At 50.6% G+C, this 22,818-nt stretch carries 15 protein-coding genes; 4 read left to right on the forward strand and 11 right to left on the reverse strand.

The window, feature by feature from the left end; all coding sequences use genetic code 11:
- Positions 1 to 90 precede the first annotated feature (90 nt).
- The 4 genes from prsK (at position 91) to FMN52_RS02820 (ending at position 8,558) form a co-directional block, all read left to right on the forward strand.
- On the forward strand, positions 91 to 2,229 hold the full coding sequence (prsK, locus tag FMN52_RS02805; protein WP_148607200.1) for an XrtA/PEP-CTERM system histidine kinase PrsK: 2,139 nt from the start codon (positions 91 to 93) through the stop codon (positions 2,227 to 2,229).
- A gap of 102 nt (positions 2,230 to 2,331) precedes the next feature.
- On the forward strand, positions 2,332 to 3,705 hold the full coding sequence (gene prsR, locus FMN52_RS02810; RefSeq protein WP_148607201.1) for a PEP-CTERM-box response regulator transcription factor: 1,374 nt from the start codon (positions 2,332 to 2,334) through the stop codon (positions 3,703 to 3,705).
- Between the two features lie 138 nt (positions 3,706 to 3,843).
- On the forward strand, positions 3,844 to 6,456 hold the full coding sequence (locus tag FMN52_RS02815) for a tetratricopeptide repeat protein (RefSeq protein ID WP_240339374.1): 2,613 nt from the start codon (positions 3,844 to 3,846) through the stop codon (positions 6,454 to 6,456).
- A gap of 128 nt (positions 6,457 to 6,584) precedes the next feature.
- Positions 6,585 to 8,558 (forward strand): PA14 domain-containing protein, encoded by a 1,974-nt coding sequence (locus tag FMN52_RS02820; protein ID WP_148607203.1) that lies wholly within the window; start codon positions 6,585 to 6,587, stop codon positions 8,556 to 8,558.
- Between the two features lie 21 nt (positions 8,559 to 8,579).
- Here the strand turns inward: FMN52_RS02820 and xrt are convergent, their stop codons facing one another.
- The 11 genes from xrt to FMN52_RS02875 all read right to left on the reverse strand — a co-directional run bounded on the left by xrt (position 8,580) and on the right by FMN52_RS02875 (position 22,808).
- Entirely contained in the window at positions 8,580 to 10,127 is a 1,548-nt protein-coding gene (gene xrt, locus FMN52_RS02825) for an exosortase (RefSeq protein ID WP_148607204.1), read from the reverse strand.
- 75 nt (positions 10,128 to 10,202) lie between these two features.
- On the reverse strand, positions 10,203 to 11,333 hold the full coding sequence (locus tag FMN52_RS02830; protein WP_148607205.1) for a GNAT family N-acetyltransferase: 1,131 nt from the start codon (positions 11,331 to 11,333) through the stop codon (positions 10,203 to 10,205).
- Complete coding sequence (locus tag FMN52_RS02835; protein WP_148607206.1) at positions 11,327 to 12,427, reverse strand: GNAT family N-acetyltransferase; 1,101 nt, start codon at positions 12,425 to 12,427, stop codon at positions 11,327 to 11,329. Before FMN52_RS02835 ends, FMN52_RS02830 begins: the two co-directional genes overlap by 7 nt.
- Positions 12,424 to 13,299: a glycosyltransferase gene (locus tag FMN52_RS02840; RefSeq protein ID WP_148607207.1), complete on the reverse strand. Its 876-nt coding sequence runs from the start codon at positions 13,297 to 13,299 to the stop codon at positions 12,424 to 12,426. The genes FMN52_RS02835 and FMN52_RS02840 overlap by 4 nt, the downstream gene beginning before the upstream one ends.
- 59 nt (positions 13,300 to 13,358) lie before the next feature.
- Complete coding sequence (locus tag FMN52_RS02845; protein ID WP_148607208.1) at positions 13,359 to 14,264, reverse strand: glycosyltransferase; 906 nt, start codon at positions 14,262 to 14,264, stop codon at positions 13,359 to 13,361.
- Between the two features lie 48 nt (positions 14,265 to 14,312).
- Positions 14,313 to 16,262 (reverse strand): asparagine synthase (glutamine-hydrolyzing), encoded by a 1,950-nt coding sequence (gene asnB / locus FMN52_RS02850; RefSeq protein ID WP_148607209.1) that lies wholly within the window; start codon positions 16,260 to 16,262, stop codon positions 14,313 to 14,315.
- Positions 16,263 to 16,279: 17 nt separating this feature from the next.
- A complete protein-coding gene (locus tag FMN52_RS02855; protein WP_148607210.1) occupies positions 16,280 to 17,803 on the reverse strand; it encodes an oligosaccharide flippase family protein in 1,524 nt (507 codons plus the stop codon).
- A 41-nt stretch (positions 17,804 to 17,844) separates the two neighbouring features.
- Positions 17,845 to 19,431 carry a hypothetical protein gene (locus tag FMN52_RS02860; protein ID WP_148607211.1) on the reverse strand — a complete coding sequence of 529 codons (1,587 nt, stop codon included), beginning with the start codon at positions 19,429 to 19,431 and terminating at the stop codon, positions 17,845 to 17,847.
- 43 nt (positions 19,432 to 19,474) lie between these two features.
- Positions 19,475 to 20,602, reverse strand: coding sequence for a glycosyltransferase family 4 protein (locus FMN52_RS02865; RefSeq protein WP_162525017.1), 1,128 nt, complete (start codon positions 20,600 to 20,602; stop codon positions 19,475 to 19,477).
- Between the two features lie 303 nt (positions 20,603 to 20,905).
- Complete coding sequence (locus FMN52_RS02870; protein ID WP_162525018.1) at positions 20,906 to 21,673, reverse strand: polysaccharide deacetylase family protein; 768 nt, start codon at positions 21,671 to 21,673, stop codon at positions 20,906 to 20,908.
- Positions 21,674 to 21,815: 142 nt separating this feature from the next.
- Positions 21,816 to 22,808, reverse strand: a complete 993-nt coding sequence (locus FMN52_RS02875; protein ID WP_148607214.1) for a GNAT family N-acetyltransferase — start codon at positions 22,806 to 22,808, stop codon at positions 21,816 to 21,818.
- Between the last annotated feature and the right edge of the window lie 10 nt (positions 22,809 to 22,818).

The following is a 22,818-nucleotide window of genomic DNA, read 5'->3' on the forward strand; positions in this document are numbered from 1 at the left end:
GAACGCTGGCTTTTTTGTAAATGAGTTACCCTCATTTCAAAACAAAGCTATTCTTGCCAAAGAGTTTTTTATTTTTTGGGGCAATGAAGCATGTTCAGCAACATGGACGTACTCAGCTACTCGCTGGCAGCTATTACGTTCGGGCTACTAGGTACATTGGTCGCCTCGCGCTACCTGCGACGGGGTGTCGACCGGGCACTGGCACTTGCCGCAGCCGTGAGCATGATTTGGGCTGCAACAATCGTCAGCCAAAGCCTCTGGGGACTGCCTGGCTTCAACATTCGTTATCTTGTCGAACTGCTGCGGGACGCCTCCTGGATCTACCTGCTGTTTGCTCTACTTAAAGACGGACTTAAAGAAAACAGGCTTACAAGCAAAGTAAAACGAATCCTTGGGGCCACTACGGTGATCCTTCTGACGCTGTTGGTTGGCATCGCGCTAATCGAAAATTTCAGTAGCGTCGGTATATCCACTGGAAAAGCCAAACTGCTGGGCCAAATCGGCCTCTCCCTTCTTGGCCTCTCAATGGTTGAGCAGATCTGGCGCAACTCCCCAAGCTTCGGCCGGTCAAGTATCAAATACATCTGCATTGGCATTGCCACCATCTTCGCTTTCGATTTCTTCATGTATGCCGATGCTCTTCTCTTCGGCCAGGTGTCAGACTCGTTCTGGAATGCCAGGGGATTTGTAAATGCCCTGCTTACCCCGCTGTTCGCCATTAACGTTATCAATACTCGCAAGCAGCCGGTAGATTTCCAGCTATCACGTTCTGCATTTTTTCACGCAGGGACTCTGGTGTTTGCCGGCGGTTATCTGCTTTTTCTGGCCCTCGGCGGATATTATGTGCGGGTGCTTGGAGGTGAATGGGGGGATGCCCTTCAGGTCCTTTTCTTCACCATTTCACTGGTATTCCTGACAACACTCCTGCTTTCCCGGCGTATCCGCTCAAAACTGATGGTCTTGATCAGCCAGAATTTCTTCGATTACAAGTACGATTACCGGGAAGAATGGCTAAAAATGACCCGGGAACTGGCAGATCTCAGCGACGACCCTCCTCTCCCCGAGCGAGTGATCAGAATGTTGGCGGCACTTGTTGAAAGCAACGCCGGCGCCATCTGGCTTATAGGGGAGCAGGATGCATACGTACTCAAGGCCGCCATCAACCTTTCGACCCCCAAACACACCATAGTGGATGGCGACTCGGAGTTGGTCCGGTTCTTCCGGGACCGTGAGTGGATTGTCGACTTAAACGAGTACCAATCAGACCCTGTCAGCTACAACCTTCTCGAAATTCCCGACGCCATTACCAAAACACCTGATGGCTGGCTGATCATTCCTTTGTACCTCGGCAATGAACTCTATGGCTTGGCGCTTGTAGGTAACCCCTATGCTCGCGTCGAACTGAATTGGGAGAACTTTGATCTCATAAAGGTTGTGGCCAGGCAAACATGCAACCTGCTGGCTCAGGCTGATGCCCAGAATCGCCTATCCAGGGCAATGCAGTTTGAAGCCGTCAGCAAGGCTTCCGCTTTTATGGTGCACGACCTCAAAACCGTTATTGCCCAGCTTTCACTGCTTGTAAAAAATGCGCCGAAACACCGAAACAACCCAGCCTTTATTGACGACATGATCAATACCACAGAGCATGCTGTTCGCAAAATGTCCAACCTCGTTGAACACATTCGGAAACCCTCTCTTGATGATGACAGCAAGCTCGCGCCGTTAAACCTGACAGAGCTGGTTATTGAAATCATTGCAGGCCACCAGCACAGGGCACCTTTTCCGCATTTGGAGGGCACGCCTCCCAATGCCAGAATCAAAGCCGATCCCGATCAGCTGCAGAGCGTTCTGGGTCATTTAATCCAGAACGCCCAGGATGCGACTGCGCCCGATGGTGAGGTGGTTCTGTCTTTAAAGCTCGCAAAAGGCAATGTAGTTCTGTTCATTCAGGATACCGGTTGCGGAATGACCGAGGAATTTATCAACGGCCAACTCTTTAAGCCTTTTGAGAGCACAAAGGGCCTCACCGGTATGGGCATCGGCGCCTACCAGGCTCGTGAATACATCCAGAAACTTGGCGGCAACATTGATGTCACAAGTGAACCAGGAATAGGTTCATGCTTTTCAGTGCGCGTTCCACTGGCTGACTCCGATGCGGTAAAAACGCCTGAAACGGACAACCAAGTGAACGCCAACACCATTGAAGACACCAGAGAGAGCGCCAATTAACTGACATTTTCTTGCATCAGGAAAGACCAGCATTGCAAAGTGTCAATGTTCAGTTAAGAATCAGGGTTAAGGACACATACTAAAAAAGGATTTACTGCTGTTGTGACCAGACGACTGTTAATCGTAGAAGATGATCCGGGCCTTCAAAGCCAGATGCGCTGGTGTTTCAGTGAAGACCTGGAAGTAACCGTAGCATCCGATCGGGATTCCGCGTTGGCGGCGCTCAGGCGTGAGGAGCCCGAAGTTGTCACTCTCGACCTCGGCCTTCCGCCAGATCCGGGTGGTGCATCGGAAGGCTTCAATCTGCTTGAAGAAATCCTTCGCCTCGCCCCAATGACCAAAGTTATCGTAGTGACCGGGCGAGAAGACAAAGACAATGCCGTTAAGGCCGTAGGCATGGGCGCTTCCGATTTCTATCAAAAGCCCCTGGATGCAGACATTCTTACCTTTGTGGTTAACCGGGCCTTTCGGCTAGCGGAATTAGAACACGAAAACCTTGAACTTTCCCGGGCTGGCAACGGCACCAATATCAAGGGCATTGTTGCTGCAAGCCCTCAAATGTTGGCGGTTTGCCGAACACTGGAAAAAGTTGCACCTACTGACGTGACCACGCTGATTACCGGCGAGACCGGTACCGGTAAGGAACTGCTTGCACGAGCCCTTCACGACCTGAGTCCCCGCTCAAGCAAACCTTTTGCCGCCATTAATTGCGCAGCTATTCCCGAGAACTTACTGGAGAGCGAGCTGTTTGGCTTCGAAAAGGGGTCATTCACCGGAGCAACCCAATCCAAAAAAGGGAAGATAGAAAGCGCTAACGGTGGAACCCTATTTCTGGATGAAATCGGCGACATGCCCATGGCGCTCCAGGCCAAACTGCTGCGCTTCCTGCAAGAACGCGTGATCGACCGGGTGGGCTCGGTAAATGCCATATCCGTTGATGTTCGGGTGGTCTGCGCGACCCACCGGGATGTCAGGCAATTGATCGACAGCGGTGATTTCAGGGAAGATCTGTACTACCGGATCAGCGAAATCACCCTTGATGTGCCCGCGGTTCGGGAGCGTGAGGGTGACGCGCTGGTGATAGCGCAATCCCTGCTTAAATCACTGGGCAAACATATGGACCGCCCTAACCTCTCGTTCAGCGAGGAGGCAATCAACGCCATCAGCAACTACCCGTGGCCGGGCAACGTTCGAGAGATGATTAACAAAGTAAAACGAGCCATCATTATGGCAGATAGCAAGCGCGTTACAGCTGAAGACCTGGAGCTAGACGGGGGGCAACAACGCCAGGACCAGCAACTTAACCTGCGGCAAGTGCGTGAGAATGCCGAGCGAGCGGCAATCTTACAGGCTCTTCAGTCCTGCAGTTTCAATATGGCGCAAGCATCGAGGGTTTTGGGCATCACTCGTCCAACACTTTACAACCTGACCGATAAATACCGGATACAAACGTCATCCGAATCATCAAGTGCCTGAGTAGCAAGCAAGGAATCCAAAATAAGACTCTAAAGGGATAGGAACAGGGCCATGAAACCATTTCCAACATTACTTGCCACCCTCCTTATGGGTGCCATTTCTCTCACTCTTGCAGGTTGCAGCGAAGAGGAGAAAGAAATGAGCCAAGAAGACATCCAGTATCTTAGTCATATGGATCAGTCGCGCTTTTTCCAGCGCCAAGGGGAGCTCAAAGCCAGCACTCTGGAGGCGCGTAGTGCCATTGAGCTGCAGCCGGAGCGGGTAGAGCCACATCTTGTTATCATCAACAATCTTCTTACGGCGGGCGATGCCAGAAATGCTGAGCGCATGCTTGATCAATTCCTTTCCGATATTGGCGAAGCATCCATCAGCCAACAGAATGCAAACGACGCAGCGCTGATTCGTGCAGAAGCCCGCTTGATGCAACGTGAGTATGAACAAGCGCTGGCGGCCGTTGATTCGCTTCAAAACCCGGACCGCGTTCAACAGCTGGAAGGTGCATTGCTCAGAGGGGAGATTCACCTGGCTGCGGGCCGTATTGATCAGGCGGAAGAAGCGTATTCCGCTGCCAAGAGCACCGACCCGAATGCGGTCCGGCCCTTGATCGGTCTGGCAAGGGCGGCTTACCGTCAGAACAAGCCAGGTGAAGCTGATGAATATGTTGCTCAAGCCGAAGAACTTGATCCGAACCACGTCGAACTATGGCTCCTCAAGGCCAGCGTTGCACAAGACAGAAAGGATTGGCCAGAAGCCGAACAAGGATTGATAAATGCGCTGGAGACGATCGGTCAGTACGACATTATGACCTACCAGAAGTTCGAAAGTATGTCGGCCCTGGTCAACGTCTTGCGGGAACAGGGCAAATCGTCGGAAGCCTTTGTTTACGAGGAGATTCTTGCCAAGTCGGCTCCGGGAACAATGATGAGCAACCTGAACGCTGCCCAGGAAGCCTTCAACAACGGCGAACTGGATAACGCGGCCCGCTATCTTGAGGAAGTTCTGACGCAGGCGCCAGGACACGAACAGGCCTCACTGATGCTTGGCTTGGTCCGCTTTCGTCAAGGCCAGGCCGAAGAAGCTGAGGCTCTGCTCGCGCCAGTTGCCGATATGGGCAATTCCGATCAGGCTCGGAAGCTCCTCGCCGCTACCCGCCTGCAAATGCGTAACCCGGAGGGCGCGCGGGAAGTTCTCGCCAACATGGACAATCAGGATTCGGACCCGGATATCCTGGCGCTCGTAGGTATCGCGTCACTGATCAGCGGAGACACCGAAAGTGGCGAACAATTCATCCAGAAATCCCTGGAACTTGCGCCTGACAACGACAGCCTCAGGCTGAGGTATGCCACCTATCTGGTGCGGACAGGAGAGACCGTGCGTGCGATCGAACAGGCTAATCAGGTTCTTGAGAATAATCCCGAATCGGAACAGGCAAGGTTGCTGATCGTTCAGGCGCATGTATCGTCTAATGACAACGATGCGGCAATCGCAGCGGCTTCCGACTGGGTAGACGCACAACCGCAAAGTGCGGCCGCCCTGGTGACGCGCGGCAATGTTGCCGCCAACGCAGAGAAAATCGAAGAGGCAAAACAGTATTACCAAAGAGCTGTAGAAGCGGACACCGCAAACCCCACTGGTTTTAATGCTCTTGGCAACCTCGCGCTGCTACGCGGTGAAACGCAGCAGGCAAAAGACTACTACCGCAGCGCCATTGAGCTGGCTCCTGACAACCGTCAGGCACTACAGGGCATCTCGGCAGTAATGCCAAGGGAGGAACTGACAGCCCTTATGGAACGCATCCAGGCGGAAAACCCGGACGCTTATGGTCCCAGGTTGATATTGCTGGAATCGGCGCTGATCAACCAGAACACTCAGCGAGCCGATGAACTAACAGCAAGTCTTCTAGAGCGTGAAGACGAATCACGCCCTGCCCCGGCCGAATCAACGGTCGCTTCCATATACCACGGCATTGCGACTCAGATGGCCCAGCGGGAACAATTTGAGCAGGCATCCGATGTGTTGCGCCGGGGGCGCATCCTCTTCCCGGAAAGCGAGGAAATCGGTATTCAGGCCGCCGCTATCCAGTTCATCGAGGGCAATACCAAGGAGGCCCGGGACACCCTGAGAGACGTCAAACAACAACATCCCGAATCTTCGGCCCCCTTCCTGGTAGAAGCCCGTTATTTTGAACGGCAAGGAGAGTTTAGGGAAGCGGCCGAGCTCTATCAGCTTGGCCTTGAGCTGGATCAAACCGCCGAACTGGAAGTGGCCCATGCCCGAGCCCTCGTCCAGTCCGGGCAGCGCACCAAAGCCGTCGAAGCACTCGAGAGCGCTCGCCAGGAGTTCCCTCGGAACCCTCAGATTCTGATGAATCTGGCGATGCTTCATCAGGAAAACGAGGCACCTGAAAAAGCGATACCGCCGTATGAAGAATTGCTGGAGGTCGCCCCCCAGAACGTGGTCGCTCTTAACAACCTGGCGTGGATCTACCACGAGAAAGGTGATGGCCGCGCTATTGATCTTGCCAGACAAGCATTCGAACTGAATCCCGATAACGCGGCTATTGCCGACACCTATGGCTGGATTCTGCTACAGGGCGGGCAGACAGAGGAAAGCGTTCCAGTTCTGGAAAAAGCCCACAAACTGCAACCTAATTCTGAGGAAATTGCCATGCATCTGGCAGAGGCCTATCGCGCTAACGGGCGCGATGCCGATGCAAAAAGAGTGCTCGAGCAGTTTAGTGAGCGGGGGTAACGCGAAGCCAGAAATAAATAATATAACCACCGCAACAACATACCGAAACGTTCCTACCGCACGGTGGCGAGCTCCCGCCTTCGCAACAATACTTTACACATCGTATTGTTGCGCAAGGAAGGTGTGTCATGGCCAGGCTACGACTGCTCGGGCTTTGGGTTGTGGTTATCGGGGTCAGCGGCTGCCAAAGCTGGCAGATTGGCAACGTCGAATCTTTGCCACCAACCGCGTCTTTACCAGCTACCAGCAAACCGGGAATAGTCGAATTACGTTATTACGACGATATACCCGGACGCAGAGTTACAGATCTTCTCGAAAGCCCTAAGTTCCCTGACAACCCTGACGAAATCGTCGAACTGACTTCCCTGGAGGTGGCCCCATACCGCGGGGATAATTACGGGGCTTTGGTAAGAGGATATATTATAGCTCCGGTGAGTGGAGACTATACTCTTTTTGTCAGCGGCGACGATGAAACACAGCTATGGCTCTCCACAGACGGTACGAAGGAGAACTTGTCACTGATCGCTGCTGTCACCGGGTATACCAGTGGTCAGCAATATACAAAGTACAGCTCCCAAACTTCTCCGATTCAACCCCTATCCCAGGGAAAACGCTATTACTTTGAAATTCGGTTTAAGGAGGCAACTGGTGGCGACCATTTCAGTGTGGCCTGGCAAGGACCGGGAATCATCCAACAGGTAATCGGAAGCGACTATATCTATTCTTTGGGTAAGCCGCCGTCCAACGACAACTTGACCACCGCCGAAGCCTATTCACTCGGATATCGTGTCGGCTTTCTTGATAGCGCAGAGGCACTTACATTCAACCCGGAATTCCCTCCTCAGGATGCGGACCAGGATGGCATCTACGACAACTGGGAAGTAGTTCATGGCCTGGACCCGACAAGCCCTGCCGATGCCCTGTCAGACCCAGACAATGACCTCATCGTTGCAGCCGATGAATTCCTTATCGGAACTGCCGAAAACAACCCGGACACTGACGGAGACGGCATACCCGACGGTATGGAATACGCAGCCGGTCTCGATCCACTTGATCCGGGCGACGCTAGTGAGGATCTTGATGGTGACAACTTCACCAACCTGGAAGAATATCTTGCCGGCACCGCAATGGACGATCCAAATAGCATACCTGAGGCCCAACTCGTTTATTCCGCAGGTTTTGTAGGCCAGTATTTTACCGGCACGAACTTCGATCAATTTGTAGCGGCGCGCCAGGAACCCACTCTCGACTTTGACTGGCGTTACGGTAGGCCCATGACCTCAATGCCAGAGGACACATTCAGTATAAGGTGGAGTGGGGAGTTCACTGCCCCTCACGACAACGGTACCCGCATGTATCGCTTCACCCTCCGAACAGACGACGGCAATCGACTTTACCTGAATCGCGACCTAGCCATTAATGATTGGAGTGATCATGGGCCGGCGAATTTCAACCACACCGCAATTTTTCAGCCTGGAGAATCTGTCCCGGTTACAGTTGAGTATTACGAAGACCGGGGCGGAGCTGTTGCACAACTATCAATCACCGATCTTTCAACCGGTGAAGCTGTCTCAGTAGAAGGCACTGTTAGGGCTCCAAATCTGGAGTATAGCCATTCACTGGATTCTGACGTGGACGGTATCCCGGATACGTGGGAGCTCAAGCATGGTCTCAACCCATGGAGCAACGACGCGTCTCAGGCTTTTAACACCGATGGGGTCTCCAACCTGGAAGCCTACAACAATGGCCTTCATCCATGGACACTGGAACCGATCACTACCGATGGAACCTCGGAGATTACCGCCCCCGAATCCAGCGAACCAGAGCTACCCGCTGTAGGCACCGCAAACCTGTCGTGGACAGCGCCGGGTACACGCTTGGACGGGACATCTATTTTGCTGAGCGAAATAGACTACTACGAGGTCCGGTATGGTCAAGACCCGGAAAGCCTCACCGAAATTCAGCGCATTGATGGCGCAGAAACGACCTACGAGTTCGATAATCTCTCCCCTGGAACCTGGTACTTTACAATTAGAGTAGTCGATACCGATGGTCTGGAAAGCCCACCCTCAGAGATCGTCTCTCACGAAGTAGGAAAATAACCCGGAGTCACGCAATTTACCCTATCGCTGAAAATACTGATCAACCTGATTAACAATCGCTGGCATAGCGTCGCTTACCAGATCACTCACCGCAGCCTCACCATCACAGGCCTCACACGTAGTGCCGAAAACAATGAGAGATGCGTCCATCCGAGAGCGGAAAAAGCTTACTACCTGAGCCAACTTTGCCCTCCATTGATCTGTCTCCCACACGCCCGCGACATAATAGCCGTATGCAAGATGCACGTGTTTGCCAGATGACAAGCTTCGCAGGGTCAAACCCTGGAGGGGGAAGCCAGATGGCGATGTCACTTTAAAGAATCTTTCTGGTAACCACTCATCGCGGTCATAGATACGATTGTAGTATTGAACGAGCTCCGCTCTGTGGCGTTGATACTCGTAACTGTACACTCCCACAAATAACTGCTGCTCAGGTCCCGACTCACCGGTAACAGCCTCCCGGTCAAACATTGTTTGGACAAAGACCAGATCAGGGTTACGCACCTGTGGTTTCCAGCCACTCAACCGATTCCCGAACAGCGGCCCAAAACGCTCGGTGCCCAAAACAAAATCAAACGATTCTGGTGTGGCCTTAATTTCCCCGGCAGAGGAAGGTAAAAGCGCCAGCAGCAAAACAGGTAGTGCCGAGGTGGCTGCAACTCCCGACCATAATCGGCGGCTCCCGCCTCTGCCAGTAATGAGCATCTCGCGTTCGGGCACCGGTGACTGTTCCGCCCTGGACATTTCCATTTTGCGTCCAATGAAAAACAATGGCACCAGAGTAGCTGCAAATACCCACCAGCCAAAGTTATCGTGGTCCTGAATCAGACTCGTCTCCATATTGGTTTCGTAACCCATGTAAATGATCACAAAAACCCGAATCCAGTTCGCTACTAACGCAAAGCCCACTGCTGTGAGGAAAAACACGATCCTCGAACGCAGACACCTGAAATTAAGTTCTCCATACAACGCGGCCAAGGACTGTCCAACCAACAGATACCGCAAGCCAGAACACCCATGCGCGACCTCAAAGGTGCCGACACCAATCAGGTATACGAAGACTCCCTCTACTTCGAAATCAATCTCGAATAACCCCAGCAGAAGCCGGTTTATCTCAACCGTAATGACTTGAAGGGTCCAGGACAGGTAATCCCATACCGGCACTGTAAAGAAAAGAATGCCGACTGGAATAATAAAAGCTTTCACCTGTTGCCAACCCAGCAAAATCGCAAGCGCACCCAATAACAGTGGAACTACGGTTAACTCTCGCAAAGCTTGCACGCGCAGGATATCGCCAAGGCCGTATGCAATTAACGCCAGGGCAAAGGGCACCAGCCACAAGGGGTAAAACCCGGGAACAGGCGAATCTCTTTTTACCGTTCGTACAACGAGAACAACGGAAACCAATAGAAGCAACAAGCCATGGGAGTAGGATTCGTCAAACTTGAACCAGCGACTGACAATCCCTTCGACGGTGGGCCAGATAAGCAGGAAAAGGGCGCCAAATATTATAAGGAACGGAAGTACTGTCTGAACCAAACTGCGATCACGAATCCTTTCAATCGTCATACGTCCACTTCCCATACATGTAAACCAGTCCTGGGGATATTGTGCCTGTGCGCAGAGTTTTTTGCCACGACAGGACTACAAACCTACCCTGCGACTGAATGCCCGCGCAATTAACGGGGGGCTAGCCGCCTGGATACGATACAGAGCCTTGAGCAGAGGGCTACGAACGACTTGGAACGTAGAGAAATGTACAGGTTCCCCATGAAAGTGCGATTTATAGAACTGCTTCTTACCAGTACCTGCAAGTAGATCATACGCGCTTGTTGTTCCGTGGTTGAAAGCAGACTCAATGGCGAACCCCAGGTGGAGATAACCCAGTGAGACTTTCGCATCGAAACCTTCCTCATATCCGGCCTGGAGATTGTACCGGCAACCTCTGACCACCAGATCGTATAAAACGGAAACACAACGCTCATTGTAAAGGATCACGCTCATAGCCGACTCACCGCCACATAGATGCAGCCTCTCAAGGAACAGGCGGTGAAACCTGAGCGCCTCCCCGTCGAACGCCGGTTTCCCCCATCGATTCATATGAAAAGCATTGAGGCGCTCAAAAAAGTCCCCGTCACGACATTGATTGTGGTCCAGAAAAGCAAGTTCACCCTGCTTCTTCAGATACGCCCTGCGGTTATAGGCTTTCAGCCGGGTATGCTTTCCAAGCCCTCCCAACCAGTCATCAAAAGCGCCTGAGGTATCGATGCGAATCCCCGTATCGTCGGTACGGCGAATAATCCGGTAGCCCCTTTGCTCATTAACCCCGCCGGTTGTGAGATTCTCCAGCTGATCCACGGGCACATCGCTACAGATCAGCTCATCCCATTCCAGCTGTTCCAGCGCCGAAACAAGCGCCGCCCTGACCGGATGCTCAAAACCACGGCGGGCAATGATTCCGTAGTACTCCGTTCGCACCGTCGGCGCAAGCCGCCAGGCATTGCCAATCATGTAAAGGCGGGCAACCCGAATTCCTGCGGGCGTCATCAATACCCGGCGGCAAAAAGGGCCGATACCAACAAGCTCATCCCGCTGATCGAAAACACCCAACAGGACCAGCTCCATGCCCAGAATCTGAGACCAGGTTTCCCACCAACTATAGAGCCAGGGCCAGCTCATGAAGAGAGGGTTAGCGTCTGATACTTCAAGGCACGCCTGCCATTCGTCCGCCATACTGGCAAATCCGGCCTCGGAAACCGGTTTGATCGTCAGCATGATGCACGCTCCAGTGCGGACACACCCGGCACGGTTTCCGTGGTGTAAAAATCACTGGCCGCCTGAAGGAACTCTCCATCGGAGTCACCAGCCATAATGAACCAGGCCGACGAATCTGCAGAGCTATCCCTACCCGGTTCATAGATATAGAAACGAGGCCGGCCCCGGAGCTGAACAAATCCCTCGGCAAGAAACGTCTCAGCAAGTTCCGGATCCGAAGTAACTGACACTACCTGATTGGCATGCGGCCAGTGCTTGATTGCAGCTCCAACAAGGGCGCGCTTAAGCGGCTGATTTTGGGCGGGACCACAATAATCGATAATGCGCAGGGTGCGCCGGCCGAAACGGGTTACCAGTAATCCTGCCAACTCATCACTTTTCCAAACACAAATGAATGCATACCGGCCCAACGGATGTAGCTGATAACGCCAGTTCAGGTATGCAAAGTCCCTTCGAACAACCCTTCCGTAGCCCGGCGCGCAACGCTCCCAAAGCGCATCAACCTGTTCTCTTGCAGGCAGACTTGAGCGCACTTTAATACTTATTCCGGAGATTCCCGGCGCGGCGGAGAAAGCACGCATCAGCCGATTCAGCCACTGGAGAGTACTCAGCAACCAGCTACGAAGCCCCTTGCGCCGGCGCAGCATTCTGTAGCTTCTCACCGTTTCATCGGGCACCCATCCAAGGTGACGGAGCACATCACTGGCCTGGTTGCTTATTCCAAAGGCCATTACCACAGGCGCTTTTTTGTGCAGCTCATGTTTGATGGCACTACCCAGTCCCTGCCCTCGCCACTGCTCAGCCAGGTAAAAATCACAGCTCCATAAAACTGGAATATCTTTGCCCCGGTCGGTGGTACGAACGCCCATCCCGCCGTTGAACCCAACTACCCTATCCTCTTCGTCAACCAGTACAATCGGCGTAAACGGCAAGCCAAATGGATTGGACTCAAACTGCCACTGCCACAATTCGGCCTTGTAAGGCACATCCCTGAAGAGCCTGAGCACCCCCTCCCGATATTTCGTCTGCCAGGGCACGCATCGGGGCATCCTGTCACCACCTGCCGCAGCACTTACCTTTGTAACCTGTGTCATCTTCGGGGCACCATAACGCGATACAGCGCTTTCCAGACTACTGAATCAAGCGGCTCATTACGCAGCGCCTTTGCAATGGCGCTCATCGCCTCGCCACGGTCACCAACGCTGGTGAAGTACCTTGCTTTGCGACAATAAAAACGCGCCAGCCCCCAGCGGCGTTCTGCCGGAGAAAGAACACCACCATACCGCGCCAGAAATGTCAGGATAATGCGCTCGTTCGCGGCGAACCGCCGGCGTTTATCGGATGAAATCTGATCCGCCATCACCCGGTAGGAAGCAACGATGCCCGGCTCATAATAAAAACAATACCGGGCAGAAAACCTCAACCAAAGCTCGTAGTCATCAGCAACCCCAACCGAAGTATCGAAACCACCCATCTCATCGAAGCATCGCCGTCTCACCAGCGCCGTGGTAATACTCACGCTATTGTCAGCCAACAGCCTCCGCGTGATTCGGCCGGAATAACGCTTCATGTTCTCCAGGCTGATAACGGCACCCTGCTCATCAATCATGGCCTCATCACCATGAACGATATCAACCTCAGGCCTTTCTCGCAGAACAGCCAGTTGCTTCTCCAGTTTATCTGGAGACCAGAGGTCATCAGAATCGAGAAACGCAATAAAATCCCCGTCCGCGTGCTCGAGAGCGAGATTACGGGCATGGCTCTGACCCTGGTTTTCCTGGTAGAAATAACGAACACGACCGTCAGCAAAAAAAGGCTCGAGAACTTTGCGGGTATCGTCTACCGATCCGTCATCGACAATGATCAGCTCAAGGTCGGAGTAGGTCTGGGCCAAAACACTCGCAACCGCCTCCGGCAGAAACCGGGCCCTGTTGTAGGTTGGCGTAACCACACTCACCCTGACCATAAGTTCACCTCTTATTTCTCGAGCCCCAAACGATCCAACATCCAACTAGCAGTTAACTATCATTTTTTAAAACCCAATAAAAAAACCAATGACTTCAAGGTTACCCTTTCAAGTGGTTTATTCTTAAAGGCTTTGAGGAACTCTTTGATAGCGAGCATCCTTTCCCTTTTCTTTGAATAGTCAATAGATTTCAATGCATGAATTCTGCAAAATGCTTGTCTAAACCTATCATCACCAACCCGATCACCATGTTTTAAACGAAAATCTTCAATAAGCCTTAGATTGACATCCAGTCTACCTAGCGTATTTGACGATAATTGGTTTTCCATTACCCGGTATTCGGCAAGATACTGGCTAATATACAGGAACTTATACTGTGTAGAGAAACGTAGCCACAGCTCGTAGTCATCTGAACGTTTGTAAGACACGTCCATCAGCCCGAGATCTTCAAAACAGCGCCTGGGGATTAATGCTGTATTTATACTAACACAATTATCATAAACCAATTGCTCGGAAATATTACCCGAATAACGGCGCATGTTTTTTCGATGAATTTCCTTTCCGGCTTCATTAATTGTGATGATATCACCGTACGAGATATCAAACTCTGGATTTTCCATAAGCGCAGTAACGCCAGCTTCGATTCGCTCTGGCTTATAGCGGTTATCTGAGTCCAAAATTGCAATAAACTGGCCCTTAGACATCTCAAAACCGAGATTAAACGCAGAGGCTCTTTTCCCATTTTCTTTATAGTAGTAAGAAACACGAAGCTCATTTTTATAGGTCTTATTTATTAGTTCATCAGTAGCGTCAGTAGAGCCATCATCTACGATTATAATTTCGATGTTACTATATGTCTGATCAAGCGCGCTCTCCACTGCCTCGATTATAAAATCTCGACGGTTAAATGTCGTTATTATTATGGAAACCAGTGGTTTCTTACAACCTGCTACTAAAACTTCCATTTTTTCAGACCACCTAATATTAACTCACCATCGCTTTCAAACGATCGCCTAAATGTCATATGGGTGCGTAGAGGTCAAAAACCAACTTTGAAACATCAGAATACCCCACAACTCAAAACTGTAGTCTTCCCGGCCTGAAAGATGTTCATGCCACAACTGCCGTACCATGTCTGCTTTCCAATAGCCTTGCTCACGTAGGAGGGACGGTTCCAGCAACTCTTCCGCCCACTCCCGTAAAGCCCCCCTCAACCAAGCTGCTACCGGAACGGCAAAACCCTGTTTCGGCCGATCAATCAAGTTCCTGGGCACATGGCGGTATAATACGGACCGAAGCACCTGCTTACCGACCCTCCCGTTCATATTCAGGGATGCAGGCAGTCCCATGGCAAACGACACTACCCGATGGTCCAGCATGGGAATTCGAGTTTCCAGGCTGCAGGCCATGGCAGCACGATCAACCTTAGTCAGTATATCGTCTGGCAGATACCAATTCAGGTCGCGCCACATCAGGGTTTTCAGATCATTGTCCGGCACCTGGCCCGGAAGTGGTGTGGTCAGCCCATAACTGCCCTCACCCCGCTCCACTAACGCCAAAGCCGGATCGGACCAGACAGACACAGATTGCCGGTAGAACTCAGACAGGCTCCTGGCAGAGGCGATAGCTCTCGCCCGTGCGAGACGGAACCGAATTGCTTCGATACTGCGCCCTTTCTGGGACGGCACCAGGGCACGGATTGCCTGAGCGGTCATGCCGGGCTTCAGCCGACCGGAGAGTGCTTTCAATTGGGAACCAAACGAATTGCGCTGCTGCCACCCACGAAGCATACTTGGGTAACGAGTATACCCGCAGAACAATTCATCACCACCATCACCGGACAGTGCAACGGTAACGTGTTTGCGGGTCATTTCACTGACCAGATACGTGGGCAGCTGAGAAGAATCCGCAAATGGCTCATCGTAGATCTGCGGCAAACGGGGTACCAGATCCCTTGCGCTCTGCTCTGTTACATATAACTCAGTATGGTCTGTGCCAAGATGGCTCGCCACAGTCGCCGCGTGCACGGCTTCATTAAACCCCTCTTCATTGAAACCAATACTGAAAGTCCTAACGGGCTGACTTGCCTGCTTTTGCATCAGTGCCACAATAGTGGAAGAATCCACTCCACCGGACAAAAAAGCACCCAAGGGGACGTCCGAAACCATCTGATCACCAACCACTTCAGCAAGCAACGTTTCGAGATGGGAAGAGGCACCGTCCAAAGTCCATTCCAGGCCATCACCGAACTGATCTTCCAGGCGCCAATAGCGAGAGGGTTCAGGCAATTCCCCGGGCACTAGATGATCCAGATCGAGACTAATGAATGACGCGGGGAGAAGTTTATGGATACTGGAGTAGATGGAATGGGGCGCTGGAATGAGGTTATGACGCAACAACAGCGGCAATGCGCTACGATTAATCTCCCCTTTCCACGAGGGATGGCATGCAAGGGCCTTGAGCTCTGAACCAAATAGAAGGGTATGCCCCTGCCAGCCATAATATAGCGGCTTTTCTCCCATTCGGTCTCGGGCGAGATAAAGCTTGCGCTGGCTCCTGTCCGCCAAGGCAAAGGCAAACATCCCATTAAAACGGGCCAGTGCCTGCGCCACACCCCAAGCCTCGAATGCGGCAAGCATGACTTCCGTATCGGAATGGCCGCGAAACCGGGCGCCGGAACGTTCCAGTTCCACTTTCAGGTTGCGAAAATTGTAGATCTCACCGTTGAAGGAAATAACGTAACGACCGGATTCGGATGCCATGGGCTGAGCACCAAGTTCCGACAGGTCGATAATGGAAAGACGGCGGTGGCTCAGCCCCAAACGTAATTCCCCATCAAACCAAACACCGCCGGCATCTGGCCCCCGGTGCAAAATGGCCTGCCCCATGCGATCCAGTACCGTTTCACACTGGTCTCTGGTACCAGGCAACTCCAGCCCGGCAAATCCTGCGAAACCACACATTCAGCAAACTCCCTCTGTCATACGTTCCATCTGAAACGTGCTGGCATAATACGCATCAGCAATTCACGCTCCTCCTTCTTGAGGGCCATCAGCCAATATAGAAGGCAATACACAGCTCCAGACACCACCACGGAAAGAATAATATCGAGGTAACCCGAGAACCCATGCTCAACGCGCCACCACATCAGGACGGAGCCCATAACAGTCACAGGAAGAAGCGCTGGCCAAATTACTTGTTTCATGTACTGAAGCATTGTGATCTCCAGATTATTGGCCACAACCTTCAAAAATATGGGCATAACAACAAATACGGGCAACACCGAACCCAGCGCAGCACCAACCACGCCATATTCAAATACCAGCCAAATACTAAGGCCCAGATTGACCAACGCTGCGGGCGGCGCAACCTTGGCAAAAATTACATGCTTGTTTATAGCGGTTAGATAACGGCTTGCAAAAGGATTTAGCTTGGGCACAAGCATATAGACAACAAGCAAAACAACAATCGCATCGACGAGCGAAGGGTCGAATTCCCCTTCCAACCAAATGGCGATAAACGGCCCTCCGATAAGACTGATACCGATGCCCATCGGTATCACCAGCCCAACCACCAGTTTACTGGCCACCATATACACTGCCTTTATTTTTGCCTGTTGGTTGCGGGCATTGAGATCACTAAACAGAGGCATGAAAACATGGGTGAGGGTCATGGTGATGGTGGCCATGTAGCCCACAAGCGTTGACGGAATGGTATACACCGGTAAAGCAGCGGGGCCGAGGATTGAGCCGATCACCAACTTATCAGAAATACTTTCCACTTTAGAAGCAGCCCCTTGTATAAAAGACTTAAAACCAAAAGAAAGCATTTCACGCAACTTTGCCCTCGAGAAATACCTAATATTTGGATAAATATTCCCCAGTGCTGGCCTCATTAATATTAACCCAAAAATTATCAGCTTAACAACAACACTACAAGCGACCAAACCAACCAGCAATATCAAACCATTCTCTGGGGTCATATAGTTATACGCAATAACAGCAATTGTAATCGTGCTTAAAATATTAACAACATTCTTAAAGTAATACTTTTGAAGACCTTCAAGATAACTTGCTGTTACAAATTTTGGAAATACGAAAAATAACTGCGCGCCAACCAAGAGAAGAAAGAGAACATATTTATTCCCGCTTTCGCTCTCATTCGGATATATAATCTCTGGAAAGGTAAATGACCATACCCAGAAAAAGCTTGCGAGAAAGGTTCCAACTATTCCCATAAAAACCAGGCTGCATGCATAGACTGTCAGCAATGACTCACGATCTCTGTGAGCGTTATGCATGGATGCAAAACGGCTTATTGTAGGACGCATTCCCAAATCGAGCATTCCCATATAGCCAACGAATGCAAAAACCATTTCGCGAAGACCATAATCATAATGCCCCATCATCTCCAAATAAATGGGAGCCATTATAAACGTTACCGCCATGCTGACCAGCAACTGCACCATACTTGAACTAGTATTAACCAGAACGCGCTTTAACATATATTTAAGGCCTCCCCATTAATAAATAAATTACCCATATATTATTCATAAAAGCGGGAGACAACGCGATTAAAGCCACGTTTTATAAGAGACCCTGACTTTAACAAATACCAGACAATAGCCGGCAACGGATCGGCCAATAACCAGAGTGCATCAATAACCTTCCCCTTATCACCTGTCCTTTGGCGAACAGAATCCTTGCTTGATCTCGTACGAAGTTTCCTCAAAATAACCAAGGAGGCGTCCATCCAAGTCACTTTCCTATAAGACAATGGTGCGTAAAGCCCTCCTAAGCAGACTGCCTCAAGATAGGTAATGACCGACAAATTAACTCCAGCGGCTTGCGCCATTGCGTGGGTATTTTCCGGTCTGAAATTCGCTTCAATAAAGTAAAAGTCTCCCGTCAAGTCATGGCGTTTAAACTCTACTCCAAGCACACCTCCTACCGAAAACCCACGAAATGCCTTCTCTGACTCAATTTCCAGCAGTCGGTCATATACCGTCTCACCAATTCCTATACAGCCTCTGCCATCATCCATCAGTTTTCGTCCGGCTATTTTGCTACAAACATTGCCGCCTCTACTGCAGGCAACCAAGGTAAAGAAAATATTGTCTTGAGACCCAGGAATGTATTCTTGAATCAAGACCAATGCATCCCCTTTAGAAACCAAGCACCCAATTCGTTGACGAAGCTCTACATCGTTTTCTACGATAAGGGTCTTGCCGATGAAGGCTCCCTTTTTTGCCAACTCCGTCGGTTTACAAATCACAGGAAAACTGAAATCTCGTATCACGGACTCAAGGCTGCCGTCGCCCTCTACCACCCGGCTCAAAGGCACTTTTACGCCTGACGCTTTCATTTTCTCGATTTGAACTGCTTTATTATTCAGTTGACTCGACAGCTTAGGGTCGTTGGGTGCTAAAACCAAATCCCTGACATCCTCCCAGATCCTAGCAAGTAAACCGATCTCAAGATCTCCCGCCGTGTAAACCACGGGCTTTGCCGGGGAGGCCTGCGAAATAGCCTTAATGCACTCCACCACATGATCGTCAGTACAATTGCGGCAGTCGAACACCTCTCGGACATAACGGCTGGATCGCGCAATAACCGGCATCTCATCTCTGGTCAAGATACAGTCAACCGGCACACCACATTCACCGAGAGCCCTGACCTGGGCGAGCAGATTGACATTGGCCCTACCAATTACTACGGCTGGAGGGATAGGCCCGTTTATGAAAAGATCTACAGGAAACGAGGCCCGGAGAGAGCTCTCTACCAAAGGCGCTTTCGCGTTTATTGATCCAACTACTATAAAGCCAGACTCGAGCCAGAAAGCCAGAGACTCGAGGTCCTGACTTACTCGAGCAAGAATGACAATAGACGAGAACCCTTTCTTTTCTCCATCAAAATTAAAGGGCAGGAATTCATCTTCTTTCGCCTGCTGTCGAGTACGAGCTACGAGTTCCGCGACCAAGATTTCGCTGGCGTCTTCTGGAAACGAAAAGCCAAAATCAGGTATCGGACGCAGACGAAATCCTCTTTCCAGATTTAGCTCAGAGAGTAACGCTTCAACCAAACAAAGCCTATTGTCGAGTCGTCGAGCTAACACTAGTTCCTTGCGAAACATCTTGGGTGCTCCATCGCAGCGTTCCAGAAGAGCTCTTGAAAAGTTATCGAGAAGAACCAGCTAGGATCCAATCGTAAAGCTCAGCTAATTCATTTGCTGGACGCCTGATATTGAACTTGCTTACAGCCGTGCCTTGGAAGTCCAGAAAGACAGGTTTCCGCGCCAACATGTTCTGCGTCTCAAGTACGATTGCTGACTCCAATGCAGAAACATCTCCCACTGCTACTTTTTGGGCTGGCGAGCCCTCAAGCACCTCCCGAAGGCCGATACAATCAGAGCCGATGATTGGCGTGCCTGAGGCAAGTGCTTCCATTGCCAGCAAGCCACAGGCCTCCCACCGGGATGGCATTATGACTACGTCGACGCCTTTGAGGGCCGCGGCCATATCATCTGTCTGCTCGCACTGATGGAAATAATCGCCTAAACCTTTCTCTGTAAGGTAGTCATAGTCCTCACGGATAAATCCACCCCATCCGAAGGTGACAACATGGGGCAGAGTCTCAAGGGAGCGGGTTTGGCGCATTTCTTCAACCGCATCCACCAATAATCGGAAGCCTTTCTGCCCCATGAAGCGACCAAAAAACCCTAACAATGGAGTTTGCTCATCAATCCCGAATTCTGCCTTTAGCGCCCTCGGTCTTCCGTCACGGAAGTACTCAGTATCCACCCCGTGAAGTATTCCATGTACGCGGCAAGGCTCTATGGCTGGAAAGAACGCCAGCAAGTTGTCCCTGGCATCTTCAGTAACAGTATGGATTGCTGTTATTCGGCGAAACAGCAGCGACATCGCCAGGTGTTTCGCCCTACCCTTCCATCCTGCAAACTGAGCGGGTAGAAAAACATCATGGGCTGTCATCAGGTGAGGTAAATCGTAACCAATTCCGGCGAGCTCGGTTAACAGACCAGCAGAGAATCCATGGGAATGAACAAGTTGGAAATCGTAATCAGCAATAAACTCCCGAAGCTGTCCGACGAACGCTAAAGTGCCCTTCCGGGCGGGAACAACGGTGATACGGTCACCAGGAATATACGCAGAAAGGAAATCAGAAAGCCCCCTGTCCGGCGCAACAAGCGTAAAAGTACACTTACTGAAACAAGGTTGGCTGTAAATATAACGAAAGAACGTGCGAATGCCCCCACCGGGCTGAAGAGCAGACATAAGAATGCGCATTGCTGTTTCCATCCTGGATTTAGCGACAAACTAGGCCCCCACTACCAAACCCGAAATGGGGGGAGCAGAGCCGCCAACCGAAACCGCATTATGAGGCAAGCACCGTGGAATGTCATACAGGCGACGATAAACATAGAAAAATACTGCCTGGCGGAGTGCACACGTCGACTCCCACAGGAGAGTGCTCTGCACTTTCAGTGATATCTGTATGCACAAAAAAGACCATCACGGGGGATTCCCCCACCTCGTTTAGCGGCAACATGATTTAGCCTAAGAGTTTTGAAAAGAAACAACGCTCAGAGCTTAAATAAGCTTAAATAGAGGGAATTCAAACTCACCAGGCGATGCAAACTTAAATCGCTTAGCCATACGCCCCCCTTGCAACTGTTGGTGAATCAGCCCTAAAGCGCCACCTAACAAAGGATCGCCATAAACCGAAATCCTTTTCTCAAGCCAGGTAGGAGGCTTGTTCTCTACACCAAAACGCCGCACCAGTTTTTTTCTACCAGCGCTATTACTACCACGTAATGTAGAAAACTGGCTGGTAAACCCATACTCTGAGGCCAATTCGAACGCCCGGTTACTGAACAGGCCCTTTGGCCAGCACCAATGAATCGGGCACACCCCGATTTTGTCTTTCATCGCACGACGTGATGCTTCCAGATCATTCTTCAGGCCCACCAAATTCTCTGCCCATGAGCTTCCTTCATTCCACCATCGGCCATGGGTATTAGAATGACATCCAATACCCACGAGCCCTGTGTCTCTCGCCGCTATTAACTCAGACCATCGCATGGACACTTCATCACCTCTGCCGGTGCCCGCTAGCTCCATCGAGACCGTATGGGATTTTGGCTCCCACGCTTCCTCTTGTAATAGGTGATCTCGGACTTTGCCATCTCCCGGCCAGGACGTGACTACAAAAAAAATAGCATTCGCCTGAAACTCCTGAAGAATCGGAAACGCATACACCCAGTTATCGAGCCATGCGTCGTCAAAAGTCAAAAGAACCGAAGGCTGCCGAATATCAAGTTTTCCCTCTCGCCAGCAAGAAAATTCGTCGATAGACAAGATCCTTATATCCCGCTCACGCAGGATACTCAGATGTTTATGAAACATGTCAGGAGAGACCGTGTGCGCACCGTCAACTGGGGAAATATGGTGGTACATCAGCACAGGGACAGAAGATATCAGAGATTTAGGCATAGCACCTTCAACTTAAATCAATGACGGGCACTCTTTCGCCATATACACTAAATATATAGGAAACCGGTTTTACGGACTCCATTTTAACCTCCTCGATCAAGTCATCAAAGGAAAATTCAGCATGCAGTTTATTTAGAATACAAAATCTTTCATCAATACTATCTGCTACCTGGCCTGACTTTTCACCAATCAGCGGATCCAATATTAAAACACTATTTTCCGATTGATCAAAAAAACTCAATGTGGTGGAATCAATATCTGAACAATTGGCCAAGACAACTTTTACAGTAAAACCGAACCTTCGAAGATAAGAAACAACATACTTAAGCCTTTCAGCATCGTAACCCACCAAAATAATATGAGGAAGAAAAACCAGCCCTCTCAAATCGACAAATCTATTGATATATGTTCTGTTAAATCCAAGCACATTTATACGCATCTTCTCCCCAGCAATTCTAGATCCGGTTGAGAGATTCATATTTATTGATGCCTTCCGAGACCGCCACACGTAGGAGATAACATGGGTATATCCTCTAGCAGCCATTTTTTTTATGGCAGAACTGCGCATATAAGAACCCAGACCACTCCCTCTCTTCGAGGGTATAATAAATGTATTAACGAGTTCGAAACAACTTTTTCCGTTACTATTTATTAAATCACTCTTAACAGGTAAAGCCCAGGTTCCACCGACTATATCACCAGACTTATCCAACAAAACAAAACCAATATATTTCGAATTAAATCTCGATCGAACAAGCTCACTTCTTTTCCTGCTCGGCATGTACTGGTAAAACTCCTTAGGATAGAGTTTCAATATATCATCTATGTCGCTATATGAAGACTCACGAACAATGTAGCCATCATCAACATGGGGCGCCCCTAGTGGGCATTCCGTGTCTTTCTCAATTGGCAAAACGAATACAATCCATCGATAGATAGAAAATACTCTTATCGCTGCTCTCTCAAAATAATACAACACCCAACGGATAAGTTCGGGCAAAACAATACCT

It is taken from the genome of Marinobacter sp. BW6, from assembly GCF_008107725.1.
Taxonomy (GTDB): Bacteria; Pseudomonadota; Gammaproteobacteria; order Pseudomonadales; family Oleiphilaceae; genus Marinobacter.